The sequence below is a fragment of the Acinetobacter sp. RRD8 genome (genome assembly GCF_031844225.1).
Taxonomy (GTDB): domain Bacteria; phylum Pseudomonadota; class Gammaproteobacteria; order Pseudomonadales; family Moraxellaceae; genus Acinetobacter.
Map to the genome: position 1 here is coordinate 1 of NZ_JAUZUU010000027.1, position 19,912 is coordinate 19,912.

The 19,912-nt window shown below is 43.8% G+C and carries 18 protein-coding genes; 9 read left to right on the forward strand and 9 right to left on the reverse strand.

The features are described from left to right. Positions 1-309 precede the first annotated feature (309 nt). The 6 genes from Q9R24_RS14135 to Q9R24_RS14160 all read right to left on the reverse strand — a co-directional run bounded on the left by Q9R24_RS14135 (position 310) and on the right by Q9R24_RS14160 (position 7,343). On the reverse strand, positions 310-1,158 hold the full coding sequence (locus Q9R24_RS14135; protein WP_311204485.1) for a class II glutamine amidotransferase: 849 nt from the start codon (positions 1,156-1,158) through the stop codon (positions 310-312). Positions 1,159-1,289: 131 nt separating this feature from the next. Next, positions 1,290-2,198: an acetylglutamate kinase gene (argB, locus tag Q9R24_RS14140; RefSeq protein ID WP_004279270.1), complete on the reverse strand. Its 909-nt coding sequence runs from the start codon at positions 2,196-2,198 to the stop codon at positions 1,290-1,292. Positions 2,199-2,208: 10 nt separating this feature from the next. Further along, positions 2,209-3,627: a phosphomannomutase/phosphoglucomutase gene (locus tag Q9R24_RS14145; protein ID WP_311204484.1), complete on the reverse strand. Its 1,419-nt coding sequence runs from the start codon at positions 3,625-3,627 to the stop codon at positions 2,209-2,211. 385 nt (positions 3,628-4,012) lie between these two features. Further along, entirely contained in the window at positions 4,013-4,465 is a 453-nt protein-coding gene (gene dut / locus Q9R24_RS14150; RefSeq protein WP_005247107.1) for a dUTP diphosphatase, read from the reverse strand. Positions 4,466-4,512: 47 nt separating this feature from the next. Continuing rightward, on the reverse strand, positions 4,513-6,552 hold the full coding sequence (locus Q9R24_RS14155; protein ID WP_005107705.1) for a UvrD-helicase domain-containing protein: 2,040 nt from the start codon (positions 6,550-6,552) through the stop codon (positions 4,513-4,515). Positions 6,553-6,689: 137 nt separating this feature from the next. Further along, positions 6,690-7,343, reverse strand: a complete 654-nt coding sequence (locus tag Q9R24_RS14160) for an OmpA family protein (RefSeq protein ID WP_311204483.1) — start codon at positions 7,341-7,343, stop codon at positions 6,690-6,692. A 253-nt stretch (positions 7,344-7,596) separates the two neighbouring features. Here Q9R24_RS14160 and Q9R24_RS14165 point away from each other — a divergent pair, with 253 nt between their 5' ends. From Q9R24_RS14165 to Q9R24_RS14190, 6 genes are all read left to right on the forward strand, one after another. Further along, positions 7,597-8,538: an acyltransferase gene (locus Q9R24_RS14165; protein WP_004279263.1), complete on the forward strand. Its 942-nt coding sequence runs from the start codon at positions 7,597-7,599 to the stop codon at positions 8,536-8,538. Between the two features lie 2 nt (positions 8,539-8,540). After that, on the forward strand, positions 8,541-9,605 hold the full coding sequence (locus Q9R24_RS14170) for a preprotein translocase subunit SecA (protein ID WP_311204482.1): 1,065 nt from the start codon (positions 8,541-8,543) through the stop codon (positions 9,603-9,605). A 159-nt stretch (positions 9,606-9,764) separates the two neighbouring features. After that, on the forward strand, positions 9,765-10,478 hold the full coding sequence (gene minC, locus Q9R24_RS14175; protein ID WP_311204481.1) for a septum site-determining protein MinC: 714 nt from the start codon (positions 9,765-9,767) through the stop codon (positions 10,476-10,478). A 66-nt stretch (positions 10,479-10,544) separates the two neighbouring features. Further along, entirely contained in the window at positions 10,545-11,357 is an 813-nt protein-coding gene (minD, locus tag Q9R24_RS14180) for a septum site-determining protein MinD (RefSeq protein WP_064095797.1), read from the forward strand. Between the two features lie 2 nt (positions 11,358-11,359). Next, positions 11,360-11,632 (forward strand): cell division topological specificity factor MinE, encoded by a 273-nt coding sequence (gene minE, locus Q9R24_RS14185; RefSeq protein ID WP_004279256.1) that lies wholly within the window; start codon positions 11,360-11,362, stop codon positions 11,630-11,632. A gap of 315 nt (positions 11,633-11,947) precedes the next feature. Further along, on the forward strand, positions 11,948-12,235 hold the full coding sequence (locus tag Q9R24_RS14190; RefSeq protein WP_004279254.1) for a PA4642 family protein: 288 nt from the start codon (positions 11,948-11,950) through the stop codon (positions 12,233-12,235). A gap of 61 nt (positions 12,236-12,296) precedes the next feature. Here the strand turns inward: Q9R24_RS14190 and Q9R24_RS14195 are convergent, their stop codons facing one another. Then, positions 12,297-15,356 carry a DNA translocase FtsK 4TM domain-containing protein gene (locus Q9R24_RS14195; RefSeq protein ID WP_311204480.1) on the reverse strand — a complete coding sequence of 1,020 codons (3,060 nt, stop codon included), beginning with the start codon at positions 15,354-15,356 and terminating at the stop codon, positions 12,297-12,299. A gap of 249 nt (positions 15,357-15,605) precedes the next feature. Here Q9R24_RS14195 and trxB point away from each other — a divergent pair, with 249 nt between their 5' ends. The 3 genes from trxB (at position 15,606) to Q9R24_RS14210 (ending at position 18,229) form a co-directional block, all read left to right on the forward strand. Beyond that, on the forward strand, positions 15,606-16,568 hold the full coding sequence (gene trxB / locus Q9R24_RS14200) for a thioredoxin-disulfide reductase (protein ID WP_004646117.1): 963 nt from the start codon (positions 15,606-15,608) through the stop codon (positions 16,566-16,568). A gap of 92 nt (positions 16,569-16,660) precedes the next feature. Continuing rightward, complete coding sequence (gene aat, locus Q9R24_RS14205; RefSeq protein ID WP_311204479.1) at positions 16,661-17,392, forward strand: leucyl/phenylalanyl-tRNA--protein transferase; 732 nt, start codon at positions 16,661-16,663, stop codon at positions 17,390-17,392. A gap of 21 nt (positions 17,393-17,413) precedes the next feature. Further along, the gene (locus tag Q9R24_RS14210) at positions 17,414-18,229 is read left to right on the forward strand and encodes an arginyltransferase (RefSeq protein WP_253102080.1); all 816 of its coding nucleotides are present in this window, start codon (positions 17,414-17,416) and stop codon (positions 18,227-18,229) included. A 12-nt stretch (positions 18,230-18,241) separates the two neighbouring features. Here Q9R24_RS14210 and rimI read toward each other — a convergent pair whose 3' ends face one another. Together rimI and Q9R24_RS14220 are read right to left on the reverse strand one after the other, a co-directional pair. Next, a complete protein-coding gene (rimI, locus tag Q9R24_RS14215) occupies positions 18,242-18,703 on the reverse strand; it encodes a ribosomal protein S18-alanine N-acetyltransferase (RefSeq protein ID WP_311204478.1) in 462 nt (153 codons plus the stop codon). 105 nt (positions 18,704-18,808) lie between these two features. Continuing rightward, a complete protein-coding gene (locus tag Q9R24_RS14220) occupies positions 18,809-19,690 on the reverse strand; it encodes a metal-dependent hydrolase (protein WP_311204477.1) in 882 nt (293 codons plus the stop codon). Between the last annotated feature and the right edge of the window lie 222 nt (positions 19,691-19,912).

A 19,912-nucleotide genomic window follows, 5' to 3' on the forward strand; every position in this document is an offset into this window, starting at 1 on the left:
CCAGTATTATAATCTGGAACCCATTTCATTTTCATTACGACCACCTATAAATATTAAGGACTTATAACGTGAAAATGAGCATATAGCGTATTGATTCAAATAAAAATGAAGCAAATTAGTCGGCTTTCCGCCTAAATCCGGCTTTTTCATTTTAAGTTTCTGTTATATATAATTAAAAATAATTTATCCTGAGTAAAAGGCTAAGATATTAATTAACCAAAAATTGTAATAAACCTTTATTTATTCTTAGATTTTTTCTTATTTAAAAATATAAAAAAACGGAGTTTAAACTCCGTCTTTGATCGCGTTTTAATATTGATCAGCTCGCGTGACACGTTTTAAGGAAGGATCAAGACGTTCACGTTCCAGACGTTCAACATGCGTCAACTGAGAACGCACTTTTTCCCCATGCTGAAACAGGATCATTTCACCCGGCTGGAAAGCAGTCCACTCTTCATTCTGGGTCAATGGTTCAGTGGTAATCACCGCCACACGATCTTCAGGAGTCGTGACCTGACTAAAGTCCACTTCGACATCAATATCAATCAGCTGAGCCGGTCTAAACGGGTATTCACGTACCAGCCAGTGGAGTTTAGTAATCGCATAGCTAAACAGCGCCTGACCATTCGACAGGCAGAAATTAAAGGTGCCATGCTCCGCGATTGCAGGTGAAATTTCAGCTAGAAGATCGAAAACCTGATCCAGTTTCGGCTCATGATAGCCAAAGCGTTTCACCAGTTGATCCAGCAGGTAACAGAAGGCACGCTCACTGTCGGTATTTCCGACTGGGGTAAAGCGCCCTGACAGTTCAGGAAAATAATCATATAAATCGCCATTATGGGCAAAAATCCATTGCCGCCCCCAAAGTTCACGGCTAAAAGGATGCGAGTTTTCCAGATTAATTTTGCCTTGGGTCGCTTTACGGATATGGGCAATCACATTGCGTGATTTGATTGGATAATTACGTACCAGCTCGGCAATCGGTGATTCAATCGCGGACTGGTTATCGACGAACAGACGGCAGGCTTTATCTTCAAAGAAAGCAATCCCGAAACCATCCGCATGATCAGAGGTAATGCCCGCCCGCTGGGAAAACCCGCGAAAAGAAAAAGTAATATCCGTCGGGGTGGCACAATTCATTCCGAGCAGTTGGCACATGGTCTGGTTTCAGCTCTCTATTTACTTAGAAGCTTATTGTGCATGACTGTCCCAGTCATTTCAAATAGGTGGCTATAAGAAATCCAAATAAAAAAGAGTCTCTATTGAGACTCTTTTTCGCAAAAATTGGCTTAAGAACGATGCGGATTGGCACGATTGGTAATGAGGGTGCCCACACCATGATCGGTGAAAATTTCTAGTAAGCTGGCATGAGGTACACGGCCATCCACGATATGTGCACTTACGACGCCGCCTTTTACCGCATCCAGCGCACAACCGACCTTTGGAATCATGCCGCCATAAATCACGCCAGTTTCGATCAGACGATCGACTTCTTGAGTGGTCAAACCAGTCAACAGGTTTTTATTTTCATCCAAGACACCGGTGATATTGGTGAGTAGAATCAGTTTTTCTGCACCTAGGGCTTCAGCGACTTTACCAGCGACCAAATCAGCATTGATATTATAGGTATTGCCTTCTTCATCGACACCTAGCGGGGCAATGACTGGAATAAAGTCACTATTGGTAAACATTTCCAGAACATCGGTTTTCACGCCAACGACTTCACCGACCAGACCCAGATCAATTTGCTCAACTGAACCATCTTCAGCCACTTTTTCCATCAGCAGCTTTTGCGCACGAATCAGGTTGCCGTCTTTACCGGTAAGACCAATCGCACGACCACCATGCTGGTTAATCAGGTTCACGATAGATTTGTTAACGCTACCGCCAAGTACCATCTCGACTACTTCCATGGTCGCAGGATCAGTCACGCGCATGCCGTCAATACGGTCTGATTCGCGGCCCAGCTGTTTCAGCATGGAATCGACTTGCGGGCCACCACCATGTACCACGATCGGATTAATACCGACTGTTTTTAATAATACGATATCACGTGCAAATGAACTTTCCAGCTCAGGATCGGTCATCGCGTTACCGCCGTATTTTACCACCAGGGTTTTACCCGCAAAGCGTTGAATATACGGCAAAGCTTCTGTCAAAATCTGTGCTTTGTCGATGCCTGTTTGTTGATTTGGCATTCGCCTCTCCTTATTGAGCATCTAAAATGTCTTGAGCGATCTCTGGATAACGGTCACGCAACATGGCTACAAACAGATGACGAATTTCATTTAGACCTTGGGCATTATTGGCATCAAAGCGCACTGTGAAATACTCACCTGTATTGGATGCTCGAATGATGCCAAAACCATCCTCAAAATCAAGACGTATCCCATCAATTTTACTGATTTGCGCATTAATTCTTGCGGATTGTTGTTCAACGAAGTTTAAAAGCTCAACAGGACGTACTTGACGCGTTGAAATATAAAGATCTTCAGTACCATGTCGTTTTGGATAAGCCGCCAAGGCCTGCGCGAGAGTTTGCCCCGTTTGGTCGAGATATTCCATGACTCTGAGCGCTGCATAGAGTCCATCATCATAGCCCCAGCCGCGACCATCATTAAAGACATAATGTCCGGCATATTCCCCACCAAAAATCGCCTGATGCTGAGACTGCTTCAGATAAGTTCTGAGAAATGAACTGCCGGTACGAATCATCACCGGTTCCCCGCCCAGACGTTGCACTGTATCGCGAACCAGAGTTGAACATTTCACATCATAAACAAATTGGCGTGGTGCTGAATCGCTTAGGCAAATTTCAGCAAACAGGCACAATAACTGATCGGCTGTAATAATCTGACCATGTTCATCAATCAGAACCAAGCGATCGCCATCACCGTCCAAGGCAATACCGAGATCAGCCTGCTGTTGCATGACGGTTTGACGTAAAGTCTCAAGATGTTTGTCTTGCGAAGGATCCGGCGCATGATCCGGAAAATGTCCATTCGCCTCACAACGTAAAGCAATCACTTCACAGCCCATTTTTCTGAGTACCAAGTCAGCACAACGTCCGGCTGAGCCATGCAGACCATCCAGAATCACTTTAAATGAGCGCTTTAATTGAATATCTTCTAATATTCCCTGCTGATACTGCAGGCAAAACTCTGGAATAATCTGATGCGGCAGTTCAGCTAAAGTAATTAGCTGGCTATCGCAATGTGACTTTGCCAGTTGGGCCACCTGTTGAATCATCTCAGGACAAGGTGGTTCACCATCAATAATCCATTTAATCCCATTATCTTCTTTAGGATTATGACTGGCAGTAACCATAATGCCATTACCATCAAACTGACGTGCGGTGAAATATAGCATTGGGCTGGAACAGCAGCCTATAATAGTGGCTTCCAGCGAATAGTCTTTAAAAATACGGGCAATAGTGTCGGCAAAAGCCGGGCTACTGATGCGTGCATCATAACCAATGGCGACACGTGTCTGTCCCGCAGCCTGATACTGCTGGGCTAAACCGTGGGCAATTGCATCAATGATCCCGGCACCTAATAGACTGACTTTACCGCGTATGTCATAGGCACGAAAGATATGCATGGGGAATGGATGATTCATAGATCCCATAAAACTGTCTTTTCACTATTCGTTAAAATAAGGAGATTTAAAATGATGATTTCATCATAATGACTTTAAACATTTGTTTTTGTTTTAAGACTCGCTATTTTTAAACGATTTCAATGTAACAATCAATTATAAAAATATAATCTACAACTTTAGAATTATAGGGTTCTTGTAATTAAACAATGATTATTTAATTATATTTATTTTGAGTTTCATCTGATTAGATATTTGATCATTACATAAATTTTAGATTTAAATAGCTCTACTGAACTAGAAAATAGGGTTTTATTTTTAAATATATTTCAATCAGCTCATTTTTAATATCTGATTCACTTAACTAAAAAAAATGGCTTACATCCAGTTAATGAATGTAAACCATGATTAAAACTTAGTTTTTACCCGTATGACCAAAACCGCCAGCACCGCGTTCAGTCGCTTCAAATTCATTCACTAGATCGAATTCAGCCTGCACCACAGGAACCAACACATACTGTGCCAAACGTTCACCTGGCTCTAAACTGAATGCAGTCTGACTACGGTTCCAAACGGATACCATCAATTCACCCTGATAATCAGAATCGATTAAACCGACCAGGTTACCCAACACGATCCCGTGTTTATGCCCCAAACCCGAACGTGGCAAAATCAGACCAGCAAATGCAGGATCTTCAATATAGATTGCTAAACCAGTTTTTACCAAAACAGTCTGGCCTGGTTCAATGATCGTAGTTTCTGTAACACACGCACGCAAATCCAGCCCCGCTGAACCTGTCGTAGCATAAGTCGGTAATGGCCATTCCTGACCAAGACGCGAGTCAAGGACTTTCACCTGAACTTTCATGTATTCATTCCTGTTGTTTCATTTAAAATAAGAGCAAGCCTTGCGCCTTATCGTTTGATAAGATTACGCAAATTATCCAGATAATGTTGGGCTTGTAATTTCGGATCGATGTTGCCTGCCAGCTTTTTCTTACGACCTAACCATTCCAGCTCATCTTCTGGTAATTCATCCAGAAAACGGCTTGGGGTCATCTGCTTCATCTGCCCACCGGCCTTGCGCTGTTCTGCCAGAGTAATGGTCAGTCCCTGACGTGCACGGGTAATCCCCACATACATCAGACGGCGTTCCTCTTCGACCGTTTCTGCAGCGATCGAGTTTTTATGTGGCAGAATTTCTTCTTCCAGCCCGATCAGATAGACATAAGGAAATTCCAGACCTTTAGACGCATGCAAAGTCAATAAATTGACTTTATCGGTGTCCTCTTCTTCCTGCTGCTGCTCGAGCATGTCCAGCAGCACCATTTTACGAATCACACTTTCAATATTTTTTTCATCAACATCTTCAGTGCGGTTAATCAGGCTTTGAATGCTGCTATAGAGCACTTCGATATTGTCGAGCTTGGTCTTTTCCTGCGCTGGTGTGGCTGCAGTTTCCTTGATGTAATCGATATAACCGGCTTCAATCATCATCTGGCGGATAATTGGCACTGGTTCATCATCATCCAGTAAATTGCGGGTAAAACCCTCAATAAAATCGGCAAACTCAGCCAATTGAGTCGTGGCCTTTTTCGGAATCGCCATGGTCAGACGCTGATCCGCAGCCGCAGCCAGAAGCGACAGATTATTTTCCTGAGCAAATAGACCGAGCTTTTCCAGCGTTACCGGACCAATTGCCCGTTTTGGCGTATTGATAATTCGTAAAAATGCACTGTCATCTTCAGGGTTAATGATCAAGCGTAAATAGCTCATCATGTCCTTGATTTCGGCACGTGCGAAGAAGGACTGTCCGCCAGATAATTTATACGGAATCTGCATCTGGCGCAGATGGGTTTCTAAAATACGCGCTTGGAAATTGCCGCGGTACAACACCGCATAATCTTTCCAGCTTTTACCGTTCATCAATTTATGCGTGATCAGGTCTTTAACCACGCGTTCTGCTTCATCATCATCATTGCGGCAGGTAATCACACGGATCACTTCACCATGGCCTTTGTCCGACCAAAGCTTTTTATCAAAAATATGCGGATTATTGCCAATGACAGTGTTGGCAGCTTTCAGAATACGACTGGTCGAGCGATAGTTCTGTTCCAGCTTGATCACTTTTAAATTTGGAAAATCTTGTTGTAGTAAAGCCATATTTTCCGGTTTGGCACCACGCCAGGCATAGATTGACTGATCATCATCGCCTACAGCGGTAAACTGCCCCATCACACCGACCAGTAATTTCACCAGAATATACTGTGCTGTATTGGTATCCTGATATTCATCCACCAGCAGATAACGCACGCGGTTTTGCCATTTGTCACGGACTTCGGCATTTTCCTGCAGCAAGCGCGTTGGCATCACAATCAGGTCATCAAAATCCACGGCGTTATAGGCACGCAAATTACGTTCATATAATTGATATAAATGCGCAAACTGCACATCTTCGGCAGTTTCACAGGTAGTATGTGCCTGCTCGGGTGGAATCAGATCATTTTTCCAGTCCGAGATCATTTTCATGGCTTTGGCAATCAGTTCTTTGCTTTCTGCACCGGATAAATTGTCACGCTGCATCAGATCCATCAGAATGCGTTTACAGTCGTCAGCATCCAGAATCGAGAAATTATTTTTCAGTGGGGTATGTTTCAACTCCAGGCGCAGCATATTCAGGCCAAAAGTATGGAAGGTCGAAACTGAAACGCCTTTACTTTCTTCACGCGTCAACAATTTGCTGACACGCTCTTTCATCTCACGTGCTGCCTTGTTGGTAAAAGTCATCGCAGTAATACGATGTGCGGGAATCCCGCAATGCTTGACTAAATACGCGATTTTTCGCGTGATCACTGAAGTCTTGCCTGAACCCGCTCCTGCAAGTACTAACAAGGGTCCTTGAGTGTATTTCATGGCTTCAAGTTGCTTGTCATTTAACTGACTGGCGAGTGACATATGGCTTCCTCTTCTAGATTCGGCTCCGATTATAGTCATCTCTGCGTCAGTTGCCTAATTTAAAATACGATTAATCAGGTCAATATTCAGATATAAAAAAACCACCCGAAGGTGGTTTTTTCTTAAGCGTTCAAGAATTATTGAACTGCATATACCGCGATTTCTACACGACGGTTTTGCTCTTTACCTGCAGCAGTTGTATTGTCTGCAATTGGGTTCGCTGAACCTAAACCTTGAGCATTAATACGTGTACGTGAAACACCTTGGCCTGCCAAGTAAGTCGCTACAGAGTTTGCGCGTGCTTGAGACAATGGCAAGTTAATTGAGTCATTACCCGTGCTGTCTGTATAACCAGTTACAAGAATACCGCTCTTGTTATCTTCAGTTAATACTTGCGCCACTTTGTTCAAAGTGCCATAGAAGTTTGGTTTGATATTTGACTTGTTCGTATCAAATGTAATGCTGCCTGGCATTACAAGGTTAATCGAACCATCTGCATTACGGTTAACGTCTACGCCAGTACCCGCTGTTGCTTGACGTAATTTTTTCTCTTTGTTATCCAGATAGACACCCGCTGCACCACCTACCACAGCACCAATTGCTGCTGCACGGTTATTTTGACGGCTAGTATTTGCATTACTTTTAGAAACGCCGTAGCCAGCTGCAGTACCAATTAAAGTACCTAGAGCCGCTTTATCATATTCCACACCACCGATGTTACTGCCAGTTGATTGACAACCTGTAAGTGCTACGGCCCCTGCTACAGCTGCTGAAATTACTAGTGCACGCATCGCATGACTCCTTGTTGTATGCTTTGTTGTATAAGCGAGATGATGATTTAAATTGAATGGTGTAACCATTGAATTTTTGTTAATAATAAATTGTTTAGTAATATTTTGTAATGTTTATATGTAACTAAAACCAAGTAGTTCGTCACAATATCTTCATAGTTTCCTGTTCAGGCTTTTTTATTTGCCTAACTGTCTCTATATTACTCAAAATATGAAAAAATTTAAGTGATTAATCTCTGGGGACTGTTTGGATATGTCATCGAATAGCAACAAGCAACCGACTTTAAAAAAACTGGCGCGTGGCCTGACGGTCACATCCGTCATGACGGGCAGTACTTTTTTTCATGGTCCCCCGGTGCTGGCCTTGGGTTTAACCAAACTTTTTAAAAAATCCGCAAAAGTGGATGAAACCAATATCAAGATTACCAACAGCTGGTTAGGGGTCAATAATTGGCTGATTGAGCATGTGCTGAAAAACACGCAATGGCAAATCAGTGTAGATGAATCACTGGATTTGAATATGCAGGGACGTTATTTGATGACCTGTAATCATCAAAGCTGGGTCGATACCACCGTCAACCAGTACTTCGGTCTGACCCGTATGCCCCTGACGCGTTTCTTTACCAAATGGGAACTTATTTTTATTCCTTTTGTTGGACAGGCCTTTAAAATTTTGGGCTTCCCGATGATGAAGCGGCATAGCAAGGAACAGATTGCCAAAAATCCTGCACTGAAATACCGGGATATGGAAGAAGCACGCAAATCTTGTGAACAGCTGATCAGTCAGCCTTTTACCCTGTTAAATTATCTGGAAGGCACCCGCTTTACCCAGGAAAAGCATGATCAGCAGCAGTCGCCCTATACACATTTACTGAAACCTAAAGCCGGTGGTCTGGCATTGGCGATCAGTATTCTCGGCGATAAAATTGATGCGCTGGTCGACATGACCATTGTTTATCCTGACGGTATTCCGGGCTATGGTGAATTTTGGTTAGGTGAAGTACCACGTATTGCGGTAAATTTAAGAAAAATTGATATTCCTGATTGGGTACTGGGCGGCAATTATGAAGATGATGCTGAATATCGTGCACGTTTTCAAAAATGGATTGATCAGATCTGGACTGAAAAAGATCAGCTCATCGCACACATGCAGCAGAACTTTACCCAAGCCCCAGTCGGATCTGTAACCGAGTAATTATGAAGAACGACAACCCGGACATAACGTCCAGCTCCTTTAAATTTGTTCGTAAAGGAACCTGTGGCTGGAAAATTGCACTGATTTACGACATTTTCATGATGGTTTTAATCATCATCAATCTGTTCTGTCTGAGTGCCAACGCCATTTTAATGAGCGATTTTGGTCAGTGGTTGTTTGACTTCATTCGCTTACCGGAAATTTTGCAGTTTTATAAAAGTGATTTACGCCCTTGGGTCATCATTACCGAGGGCTGGTTTACCACTTTCTTGGTCTGTGAATTACTGGCACGCTGGGTTATCGCAATTGTTCTACGTCATCATCGGCGCTGGTGGTTTTTCCCTTTTGTACACTGGTATGAAATTTTATCCATTATCCCTCAGCTACGTTTCCTGCGCCTGCTGCGTGCGGTCGCGATTGGCTACAACCTGCATAGCCATGGTTATAAAGTAATTCCCAATCGCTGGTATCGCCAAGGCAACTTTTATTACAACATGCTGATGGAAGAGCTTTCCAGCCGGGTGGTACTGACCGTACTGGACGGTATCAAGCGTGAACTGACCACAAGCACATCACATAAACAGTTAATTGATGATTTAGTGGAACATCATCGTAAATTACTGGCCATTGCTTTGGCAGATATCTTGCAGGAATCTTTGGGGAAGGAATTACAGTCACAACGTTCCATGATCGCTAAAAATGTAGGGCAAGTAGTGAATCAGGCGATTGAAGATACTCCAGAACTGACCCAATTATTACGTTTGATTCCAATCGTAGGTAGCCGGATTGAACAGCAAATTCAAAGTATTGGTCAACGCCTCGGAGAAAATATCACGCAAGGACTGATTGAACCATTTACCCACACAGGTCAAAAAGAAAATCCGACTTTTACCCTAATTTCAGATAAAATCAGCCAGATTCAGATTGAACATAATCCACATATTGATAAATTGGTCGAATCGGCTGTTTTTGAAACACTTGAAGCAATCCGAAAACAGGTAAAAGTCAAACATTGGCAACAGATTTTAGAAGAACATGAGCAAAATCAGAGCTCAATAGATAAGTAAAGTTTAAAGTACAGAATCAGATCAATCCGTCCGGTTCTGTTCGCATAAAAAAATAACTGAGATCGCTAGAGAATTACTGCAATTTGTTCTAGGATTTGCACTATTTACAACATTGCTTCGACACAAAACCAGCACGTCAGAAGTATTTAAGGAAGAATTATGGCTGATATACGGATAAAAGGCAGAATGGTCAATGCGATACGCATTAGTCTAGATACCAATGATCATGATGCCATCCGCCAGCAACTTAGCCCAAAATTACAAGCTGCATTTCCACCGGGCACTTTGGCCGTCATCGAAAGTTCAGTTGAACAGGAATTGATTGCCCTGATTCAGTTATTAATCGACTTGGATATACAGCCGATGGCTGTCACGGAAGGCTTACTCGGCGAGCAGGCGCGTGCCATTCAGTTCCCGGTTCTGCCGCCCGATCGCCAGCTAGAAGAAATTAAAGCCACAAAAGAGCAAGTGGTGGAAGTCAAGCCAGAACCTACAGCGGTGAATGATGATCAAGCCCCTGCTGCCCCGATCGTTGCGCATATCACCTCATATCATGATGAAATCCTGCGTACCGGCCAATGTATCGTGCAGCATAATGGCGACATTATTATTAATGCCGGCATCAATAGTGGTTCAGAAGTGATTGCTTCGGGCAATATTCATGTCTATGGCAGTGCGCGTGGCCGGGTCATTGCAGGTGCGGGTGGCAATACTGCAGCACGTATTTTCTGTCATAGCCTCGAAGCAGAACTGATTTCGATTGCAGGAACCTATTGTGTGGCGGATGATATTCCACCACACGTAGTTAAAAAATCCGTGCATATTTACTTGAATGATCAACTAGAGCTTGTATTTGAAGCTCTACAATTTTAATGTATAAATAAACACCAAAAACCCCATTTTAAACAGGGGATTTGAACCATAACAGGAGTGGATTCGGTGGCGAAAATTGTTGTCGTAACGTCAGGCAAAGGTGGTGTAGGTAAAACTACAACGAGTGCATCTTTTGCAACAGGTTTAGCCCTACGCGGTCACAAAACTGTTGTTATTGATTTTGATGTAGGTTTACGTAACCTTGATTTGATTATGGGCTGTGAACGCCGTGTAGTTTATGATTTTGTGAATGTTTTAAATAACGAAGCACGATTACAACAAGCACTGATTCGCGATAAAGATATTGAAAATTTATATATTTTACCTGCATCACAAACACGTGATAAAGATGCCTTAACCGATGAAGGTGTGGCACGTGTAATGGATGAGCTTTCGCAGGAATTTGATTATATTATCTGTGATTCACCTGCCGGTATTGAGCGTGGTGCTATTTTGGCCATGTATCATGCGGATGAAGCCATCATTGTGACTAACCCTGAGATTTCTTCAGTACGTGACTCTGACCGTATCATTGGCATGCTCGATAGCAAAACAAAAAAAGTAGAACAAAACGAAGGTCGCATTCGTAAGCATCTGTGTATTACCCGTTTCAATCCGGAACGTGCCGATAAACAGGAAATGCTGACGATTGACGATATTTCTAAAGATATTTTACGTGTACCGACCTTAGGCGTTATTCCTGAGTGTCCAAGCGTTCTACAGGCATCGAATGAAGGTAAGCCAGTGATCAATTTCACTGAAGCTGCAGCAGGTCAGGCCTATGATGATCTGGTTGCACGTTTCCTTGGCGAAGAACGACCTTATCGTCATATCGAGGTAAAACCTAAGGGCTGGTTAGCACGACTATTTGGAGCGTAGACATGGCAGGATTCTGGAGTAAACTTTTTAGTGGCGAGGATAAACCATCAAGCGCACGGACTGCTAAAGACCGTTTGAAGGTGATCGTTGCATCCGAACAAGGCTTGGGTCGTCGCTTGAGCCAGGACAAAATTGACCAGATGAAAACTGAAATCATGCAGGTGGTCAATCGTTATGTTCGCGGTGTCGATGAACAGCATATTCAAATGCAGGTTCGTTCTGAAGCCAATATTGAAATGCTTGAAATGAATATCAATTTACCTGAAGAACGATAATCTGATTTTTGATTGGTCAAGTAAATTGATTCAAGGCAAAATATGAGGCCGGATTAGTAAAGCATTGCTTTACCCGGCCGCAAGATGAGAAGCTATGCTTCGAATAGGCTGGTAGCAAAGCACTGCTTTGTTCAAGCGCAAGACGAGAAGTTTTGCTTCGAGTGGAATGGGTGTACAAATTTTACTTTACTCAACCACTAGATCAGAAGTTTAGCTTCTAAGTAGACAGAGAGAATTAAAATACTTTGTCACTTGCGTACTCATATTTTGCCTTTTTTCATGCCGAAAAAACTACATTAGATCAAGGAAATTGCGATGGCATTATCTCAACCAGCGACCTTTAACGAAGAATGGTCAGATGAGCGTGTATTTGCCTACTTGAATCAGCTTCCTCCTGCAGGTGTTAATGCTGATTTTCACGTGCTCTATCATGCTTTCAAGCATATGCGTCCATTTGATTATGAACGCCTGTTGACGAAATTTGTCGCTGATGGCCGTGATGTCAATGCAACCAATCCGGAAGGACAACGGATTCATGACGTGATTGCCACTTTCCCGCGTCAAAGTGCCGAGTTTCTGGATGTATTGGCAAAATTTGCCTGAGTCAAAATACATAAAAAAGCCTGCTTTGAAAGCAGGCTTTTTTATTGAAGGTAGACTGAAATTAAACCAGAATCTCGCGTTTACCATTGGCACCCATACCGCTGACAATGCCGTTTTCTTCCATCTGGTCAATGATCCGTGCAGCACGGTTATAGCCCAGACTGAATTTACGTTGCAAGGATGAAGTAGAAGCCTTACGGGTTTCCAAAACAAAAGCTACACACTGGTCATACAGTGCATCACGGTCTGAACTGCCCTCACCACCATCTTCAAAACCACGGCTGGATGGTTCTTCATCAAATGGTGTCAGGATCTCGTCGACATAATTTGGTGAACCACGTTCACGCCATGCATCGCAGATCCGGTTGACTTCGTCATCGGCAATAAAGGCACCATGTACACGCTCAGGTTCGATTTTACCCGGGCCGAGGAATAGCATGTCACCGTGACCGAGCAAGTCCTCTGCACCACCCGCATCCAGAATAGTACGCGAGTCGATCTTGGAGTTAACCCGTAGCGCGACACGTGTTGGAATATTGGCTTTGATCAAACCGGTGATCACGTCCACCGATGGACGTTGGGTCGCAAGCAACAGGTGAATACCGGCAGCACGTGATTTTTGTGCCAGACGGGTAATCATCTCTTCAGCTTTCTTACCGACCTGCATGATCATATCCGCGAACTCATCCGCGACAATCACAATGGAAGGCAATGGCGTCAAACGCGGCGCACGTTCACCCACAACAGAATCGCTGGCTTTCCAGGTTGGATCGATCAGGTCTTCACCATTGGCAATCGCCTCTTCCACCTTGCGGTTATAGTCGCTTAGTTTACGGATTTTCAAGAAAGACATCAGCTTATAACGACGTTCCATCTCATTGACACACCAGTTCAATGCGCTGACCGCATCTTTCATATCGGTGACTACAGGCGTCAACAAATGCGGAATATCATTATAGTTCGCCAGTTCCAGCTGCTTCGGATCGATCAGAATTAAACGCAATTCATCTGGGGTATATTTCAGCAACATCGATAAAATCATCGAGTTGACCGCCACCGATTTACCGGAACCTGTGGTTCCTGCCACCAGCATATGCGGCGCTTTACCCAGATCAGCAATCACCGGATTACCGGAAATATCCTTACCCATTGCCATGGAGAGGATGCTATTCGGATCAGTGAAGGCTGGAATGGTCAAAAGTTCGATCAAACGGACCATTTCACGGGTACTGTTTGGTACTTCAATTCCGATATACGGTTTGCCCGGAATGACTTCAACCACACGCACCGATGCCATCGACATCGAACGTGCCAAATCACGCGAAATATTCGTCACTTTAGAAGCTTTTACCCCTGGCGCCAGATCCAGTTCAAAACGTGTCACGACTGGGCCTGGCTGTGCTTCTACCACTTTGGCTTTGACGTTGAATTCTTGCAACTTGATTTCAAGCAATTCAGATAAACGTGCCAGCTGCTCTTCAGTAAAATTCACTTTTTTATTCGGATCGACTTCATCCAGTAAATCTAGCCCTGGAAGTGGTGATAAATCTTTACGGCGCTCCACCACCTGCATGGCACGTGACATCGGACGGCCTGAAGCATCAGTTAAAGGAGCATCAAAATCAAACTCGTCTTCATCTTGTGGTTTACCAGCCGTTTCTTGCCAGGCTTCTACAAATTCTTCTTTAGATAAAGCCTCGCGTACTGCTGCATGAGTTGCAGAAGGAGGAGATACTGGTTGCTCTATACCCTGATGCTGAATTGGTGCCTGAACAAAAGCAGAAGATTGAGCATAGCTAGAACTACGTACCGGTTGGCTTGGCTCTTCCTCTTCAACTAACAAATCACCCAGGTCATCCAGATCGGTCTGTAATGCGCTGTTTTTCACGACATGTGCAGTCGCCATGGATGCCATGGCCGGTGCAACATTGGTCATGTCTTCTACAATTCTTGAGGTCTTTTCGGCTGGCGCTGTATTGAATGGACTATGCACATCGGTCGCAGTTTTGCCTTGCGGAACTGCAGCCAGAAGTTCATCAAAGATTTCATCATCATCCCAGTCCAGACCTGTATGTGGAGTAGGTGCTGTTCTGGTATGAGCATGAGTCTGTGCTGCAACAGATTGTGGGGCAACTATATGTGAGACTGAAGAATTAAGCTGTTCTTCTTCGGCTGCTTTGAGTAAGGCGTCAATATCCTGTTTATGGCGCTGATCTTCATTCGAATGCAAGGCACGCCACACCTCGCCTGTCGCTACCACACGATCCGGCTGTTGAGGCACTTGCTGTACTTGTTTAAATGTCTCGACTGGTTCAGCAGTCTGCTGCTCAGCTTCGGGAAGATCATCATAAAACTGCGGTTGTTGTGATTCTTTATCGGCAAAATCATCAAATAAACGTTCAGCCACCTGATCACGCACCACCGGATCTATTTCTACCAGTTGATGTTCAGGCGCAGGTGTTACTGCAACCGCTACTTTTTTTGCACTAATGACTGGCTCTTTTTTAGCAACAGGTGCAGTACGGTCAAAATCAGACATGCCTTCAGGCACATTGCGGTAGAACAGATCTTGCAGATAAGCAGGCGTTGCTTTGAGGCTGCTCCAGGTCTTGTTCCACTTCACCCCAAAAGCCAAGGTAAATAACACCACCCAAAGCACAAACAAGAAGAATGCTGCACCGTATACTGTCAGCAATTGTTCAAGACTCTGACCTAATTCATAGCCAATAATACCGCCGGAAGAATTATCCAGCGTATCAGCAGGGACTTGCCAGAATAAAAACAAAAGCGCTGAGGTGCTCAGCAACAGGAAGAATTGCGCAGCATAGCGAAATGGCCGGTTCAGGAAGCTACGCGGCCACCAGACCTGAATCGCCTCCATAAACAGATAGACAGGGATCAGCAGACTTGCCCAACCGAGAAAGCCAAACAAAAGGTCTGCAATCCAGGCACCCGCTACCCCACTGGCATTCGAAACGGTCTGCGTATCACTCGAGATATGCATCCACCCCGGATCAAATGGCGTATAGGTCACTGTTGCAAGAAACAGATAAATCCCAAATGAGACTAAAAATAATGTCATTACTAAGCGCTGTGCATAGGCACTCGACACCGCTGTCATATACTGTCCTGTAACCAATTCTTCATGAATATTCTTTTGCTTCAATGCTTGAAAAAAGCGACGCAATAAAATACATATTATGCACCTGTTCTGTGAAAAAAGATGCACTATTGTGCAAGCACAATGTTACTTATGCTATATAGCCCAAATCGATTTCAATGATCAATAATATCGACTTTAATCTCACACCACTGTTATACAGTTTCACGTATAATTCAATAAATTTCTAAATAAAAAAGGATACAGCTGATGAGCGCACGTCACTCACGACTGATTATTTTAGGTTCTGGCCCTGCAGGCTATAGCGCAGCAGTGTATGCAGCGCGTGCAAACTTGAAACCTACCCTGATTGCAGGCTTGCAACTGGGCGGTCAGCTGACCACGACGACTGACGTCGATAACTGGCCGGGTGATCCCGAAGGTTTGACTGGTCCAGCATTGATGGAACGTATGCAGGCACATGCAGAGCGTTTTGGCACTGAAATCGTGTATGACCATATCAATGAAGTGGATCTTAGCCAGCGCCCCTTCGTGTTAAAAGGCGATATGGAAGAATTCACCTGTGATGCTCTGATCATCTGTACCGGTGCAACTGCACAATACCTCGGTCTGGAATCTGAAGCAGCCTATATGGGTCAAGGTGTTAGCGCTTGCGCGACCTGTGATGGTTTCTTCTATAAAAACCAGAAAGTAATGGTTGTAGGGGGAGGTAATACTGCTGTTGAAGAAGCGTTGTACTTATCCAATATTGCTTCTCACGTGACTCTGGTTCACCGTCGTGATTCATTACGCTCTGAAAAAATCCTGCAAGATCACTTATTTGCTAAAGAAAAAGAAGGCAAGATCAGCATTATCTGGAACCATCAGGTCGATGAAGTTTTAGGTGATGCACAATCTGGCGTGACTTCAGTTCGTCTTAAATCAACTCAAGATGATTCTACTCAAAATGTTGATGTGACGGGTATGTTTGTGGCGATTGGTCACAAGCCAAATAGCACCATGTTCGAAGGCCAGTTAGAGCTTCGTGACGGCTATATCCAGGTGCAAAGCGGTACTGCAGGTAATGCAACACAAACTTCCGTACCGGGTGTATTTGCAGCAGGTGATATTGCGGACAGCATTTATCGTCAAGCCATTACTTCTGCGGGTTCAGGCTGTATGGCTGCACTGGATGCGGAAAAATATCTTGATGCGATGGGTAAACTAGACTAAGCAGCAAGAATAAAAACGCCGTCCATTATGGGCGGCTTTTTTATTGCTAGAATGAGATGATGATTTATCTATAGATTTATATCGGGTCTGCCATGTCTTTACTTCCTCCCTCAGAATTCATTTTTCCCAATCCGATCGAGGTTGATCCTGAAGGTGAAGGCCTGATTTGTATTGGTGCAGACCTCTCCCCTTCCACACTTTATGAAGCCTATACGCATGGATTATTTCCCTGGTTTTCAGAAAGTGATCCGATTTGCTGGTGGAGTCCGGAACCACGCTGCATTATTCGCCCCGAAGATTATCATCCGAGCAAATCCCTGCTACGTAATATGAAAAAGCAGGATTATAAAATTACGGTCAATCATGCTTTTGAAAGAGTGATTCGTTCCTGTTCATTGCCTCGTGCTTATGCAGACGACACCTGGATCAGTGAAGATATTATCGCAGGCTATTGCGACATGTTCGACGCAGGATATGGCTATAGCATTGAGGTCTGGGATGAAGATCGCGTCGTCGGTGGACTTTATGGTGTGACCATCGGTCAAGGCTGTTTTGGTGAATCCATGTTTAGTACACAAACCGATGTTTCTAAAATGGCTTTCTATACCTTAATGCTGATTGGACAGGAAAATAAACTACCCTGGATCGACTGCCAACTGGTGAACGATCATCTGTTAAGCCTGGGTGCCTGCACACTTTCTCGCCAGACCTATCTTAATTCTTTACAAGATATTGTAAAAAAGCCTGCGATTGATTGGAAAAAGTATCAGGAAGGTGTATTTTCAAGTAAAACAATAGCGCAAAACGCGCACTTAAGTGAATGAAAATAACAGAGGGTAGTTGTTATGAACTCTTATCAGCCAAAGGCCCTACTGAACGATTTACAGTATTATATTACGCCGCCGCATGATTGTAGCTATTTGCCCAACAAGTCGGCGCGCATGGTTTTTCTGGATCCTGCACATCGAATTGATGTCGTAACTTTATCAGAACTCTCACGTACCGGTTTCCGCCGCAGTGGTGATTTCGTGTATCGACCCGAATGTCATCTGTGTCGTCAATGTCTGTCTTCGCGTGTGCCTGTTGTTGAATTCCGCATGAACAGTTCACAAAAAAAAGCCTGGAAACGTAATCAGGATCTGGTGATGAAAATTACCAGTCCAGAGCACGCCGGTGACCTGCATTATGCGCTGTATGAACGCTATATCAATGAACGCCACGCAGATGGCGACATGTTTCCACCGACTCGGGATCAGTTCGAAAAATTTTTATTACAAAGTTGTACCGACAGCTTCTTTCTAGAATTATGGCAAGGTGAGCGTCTAATCAGCGTTTCCACCTGCGATCTGCTGGATGATGGCATCTCTGCCGTCTATACCTTCTTTGATCCTGATGAAAATCGTCGTTCACTCGGTGCATTTGCGATCTTGAAACAGATTGAACATGCACAAAAGCTGGGCTTGCAATTTATCTATCTGGGATATTGGGTACCACATTCCAACAAGATGAATTACAAATCTCAGTACCTGCCACTGGAACTCTTGATCGATGGACAATGGCGACGCTTAAATCATGCCCTAAGTGCCACGGAGATTCAGCACTTGGGAAACTCATTAATGACGACCTTACCTAGCGGATGGAATCACCAGATTATTAAATAAGGTCGTCAGCTTTTATGATTTAAACAGACTGGCAAAATCATCTGTACATGCTTTCACCATAATGATGGCATGTTCACGGCTTCCGTTACTGTTAGGATAATAATTCTTGCGCAGATCAATCTGATGAAAGCCTGATTTTTCATACAGCTTGATCGCAGCCAGATTACTCTCGCGCACTTCCAGGAAAATCTGCACCGGATTATTTTTTAGCATCGCCACTGAAGCCTCCAGCAACTGATAGCCCAAGCCCTGACCTTGCTGTGCCGGATCAATTGCCATGAGCAATAAATTGGCTTCATCCAGCACTGGTTGTAAAATACAAAATCCGGCCACCTGCCCTTGCACTTCAATCACGGTACTTTGATAAGCCGTTACAGCATCTTCGAACTGTTTGAAAGTCCAGGGATGTGATTGAACTGATTTTTCAATCTTTGCAACGACTTCTACATCCGCTGCTTGCATTAAACGAATCATCTTCGTTCATCTTATATAGAATCAACCTCCGCATTATAGAAACTTCATCCAAAAAATCGAGCAAAAAAAAGAGCGATTTTAGTCGCTCTCCAATCTTCAGTTCTGTCACAAACCCAATTTGGCTTTCCAGGTCGCCAACAGTTGATCTGTATAATGATCATTCGGATGGAATCCCGGTTTAAAATACATCAGCATTTCTTTCGCCATACCCGTAATGACACCTTTAGAAGGACTATAGGCATAGGTATAAATGGCTTTTAAGGACTCAAGATTAAACTGCTGATCCTGTTTAAGCAAACGGGCGAGGAAATAGCTTTGCACCACAAATAAGGTTGCCATTGCGATGACCAAGGATGAAGTACGCAGTGCATAGGCTTTTAGGCCTTTGCCAAAAACCCCTTCGAAGACATCATAAGCCACTGCCTTATGTTCATTTTCCTCGATGGCATGCCATAACCACATGGTTTTCATGGTTTCATCTGTCATCAATTCCTGAATGTGACTATTGGTCAAAAGCTGTGAGGCAATGGTTGCAGTGAAATGCTCAAGTGCCGTGGTTGCAGTCAAATCTACCATTTCTTTGGTAATTCCCACAGGCTTACCCAGTTTAGCCATGACTTTACGTGTCGTTTGAATGACTTTATCGGTATAACGATCAAGCGTCTCGACATCATGCCCATGTTTTTGCGCAGATGCATTAAAGCCGATATGCTCGTGAGTATGCATCGCTTCCTGACCAATAAAAGCGGAAATTTCTTTTTGTAATGCTTCATTATTGGCAATTGCAGGATGTTTACGCACCGCACGGACTGAATCTATAAAAAACTTTTCTCCCGCTGGAAATAGCGCAGATAATGCCGTCATAAAATGAGTGAGACCTGCTGAACCATTCATCCAATATTCCGGTACAGCATCAAAATCAAAGTTCATGCGACGAACTGGAAAACTAGCACCCGCACGATTGGTAATATTTACTTTCGCATTCATGTGACCACTCCCATCAGGCCAATCCAGGCCCAAAAATGTAAGATTCATATTCTTATCTGTATATTACGTGGTAATTTTTTTTACATAAGTGCAGTTTAGGTCAAGCCAATATCAGATAAGGACAGCTTTTAAAATCATTGTCCGACAATCTATTTTTAGTTTTATAAAAAGTTTGAATCAAAAAAAAGCGCCTCAAAGAGGCGCTTTTCTTACACAATCAGC

Excerpts from the sequence above, each read along its gene's own strand:
- Q9R24_RS14195 (WP_311204480.1), bottom strand. The coding sequence starts at position 15,356 with ATGACAGCGGTGTCGAGTGCCTATGCACAGCGCTTAGTAATGACATTA.
- rimI (WP_311204478.1), bottom strand. The coding sequence starts at position 18,703 with ATGATTCGTTTAATGCAAGCAGCGGATGTAGAAGTCGTTGCAAAGATT.
- aat (WP_311204479.1), top strand. The coding sequence starts at position 16,661 with ATGTCTTTACTTCCTCCCTCAGAATTCATTTTTCCCAATCCGATCGAG.
- Q9R24_RS14220 (WP_311204477.1), bottom strand. The coding sequence starts at position 19,690 with ATGAATGCGAAAGTAAATATTACCAATCGTGCGGGTGCTAGTTTTCCA.
- Q9R24_RS14155 (WP_005107705.1), bottom strand. The coding sequence starts at position 6,552 with ATGTCACTCGCCAGTCAGTTAAATGACAAGCAACTTGAAGCCATGAAA.
- Q9R24_RS14145 (WP_311204484.1), bottom strand. The coding sequence starts at position 3,627 with ATGGGATCTATGAATCATCCATTCCCCATGCATATCTTTCGTGCCTAT.
- Q9R24_RS14160 (WP_311204483.1), bottom strand. The coding sequence starts at position 7,343 with ATGCGTGCACTAGTAATTTCAGCAGCTGTAGCAGGGGCCGTAGCACTT.
- Q9R24_RS14190 (WP_004279254.1), top strand. The coding sequence starts at position 11,948 with ATGGCATTATCTCAACCAGCGACCTTTAACGAAGAATGGTCAGATGAG.
- trxB (WP_004646117.1), top strand. The coding sequence starts at position 15,606 with ATGAGCGCACGTCACTCACGACTGATTATTTTAGGTTCTGGCCCTGCA.
- argB (WP_004279270.1), bottom strand. The coding sequence starts at position 2,198 with ATGCCAAATCAACAAACAGGCATCGACAAAGCACAGATTTTGACAGAA.
- minC (WP_311204481.1), top strand. The coding sequence starts at position 9,765 with ATGGCTGATATACGGATAAAAGGCAGAATGGTCAATGCGATACGCATT.
- Q9R24_RS14210 (WP_253102080.1), top strand. The coding sequence starts at position 17,414 with ATGAACTCTTATCAGCCAAAGGCCCTACTGAACGATTTACAGTATTAT.
- dut (WP_005247107.1), bottom strand. The coding sequence starts at position 4,465 with ATGAAAGTTCAGGTGAAAGTCCTTGACTCGCGTCTTGGTCAGGAATGG.
- Q9R24_RS14165 (WP_004279263.1), top strand. The coding sequence starts at position 7,597 with ATGTCATCGAATAGCAACAAGCAACCGACTTTAAAAAAACTGGCGCGT.
- Q9R24_RS14135 (WP_311204485.1), bottom strand. The coding sequence starts at position 1,158 with ATGTGCCAACTGCTCGGAATGAATTGTGCCACCCCGACGGATATTACT.
- Q9R24_RS14170 (WP_311204482.1), top strand. The coding sequence starts at position 8,541 with ATGAAGAACGACAACCCGGACATAACGTCCAGCTCCTTTAAATTTGTT.
- minE (WP_004279256.1), top strand. The coding sequence starts at position 11,360 with ATGGCAGGATTCTGGAGTAAACTTTTTAGTGGCGAGGATAAACCATCA.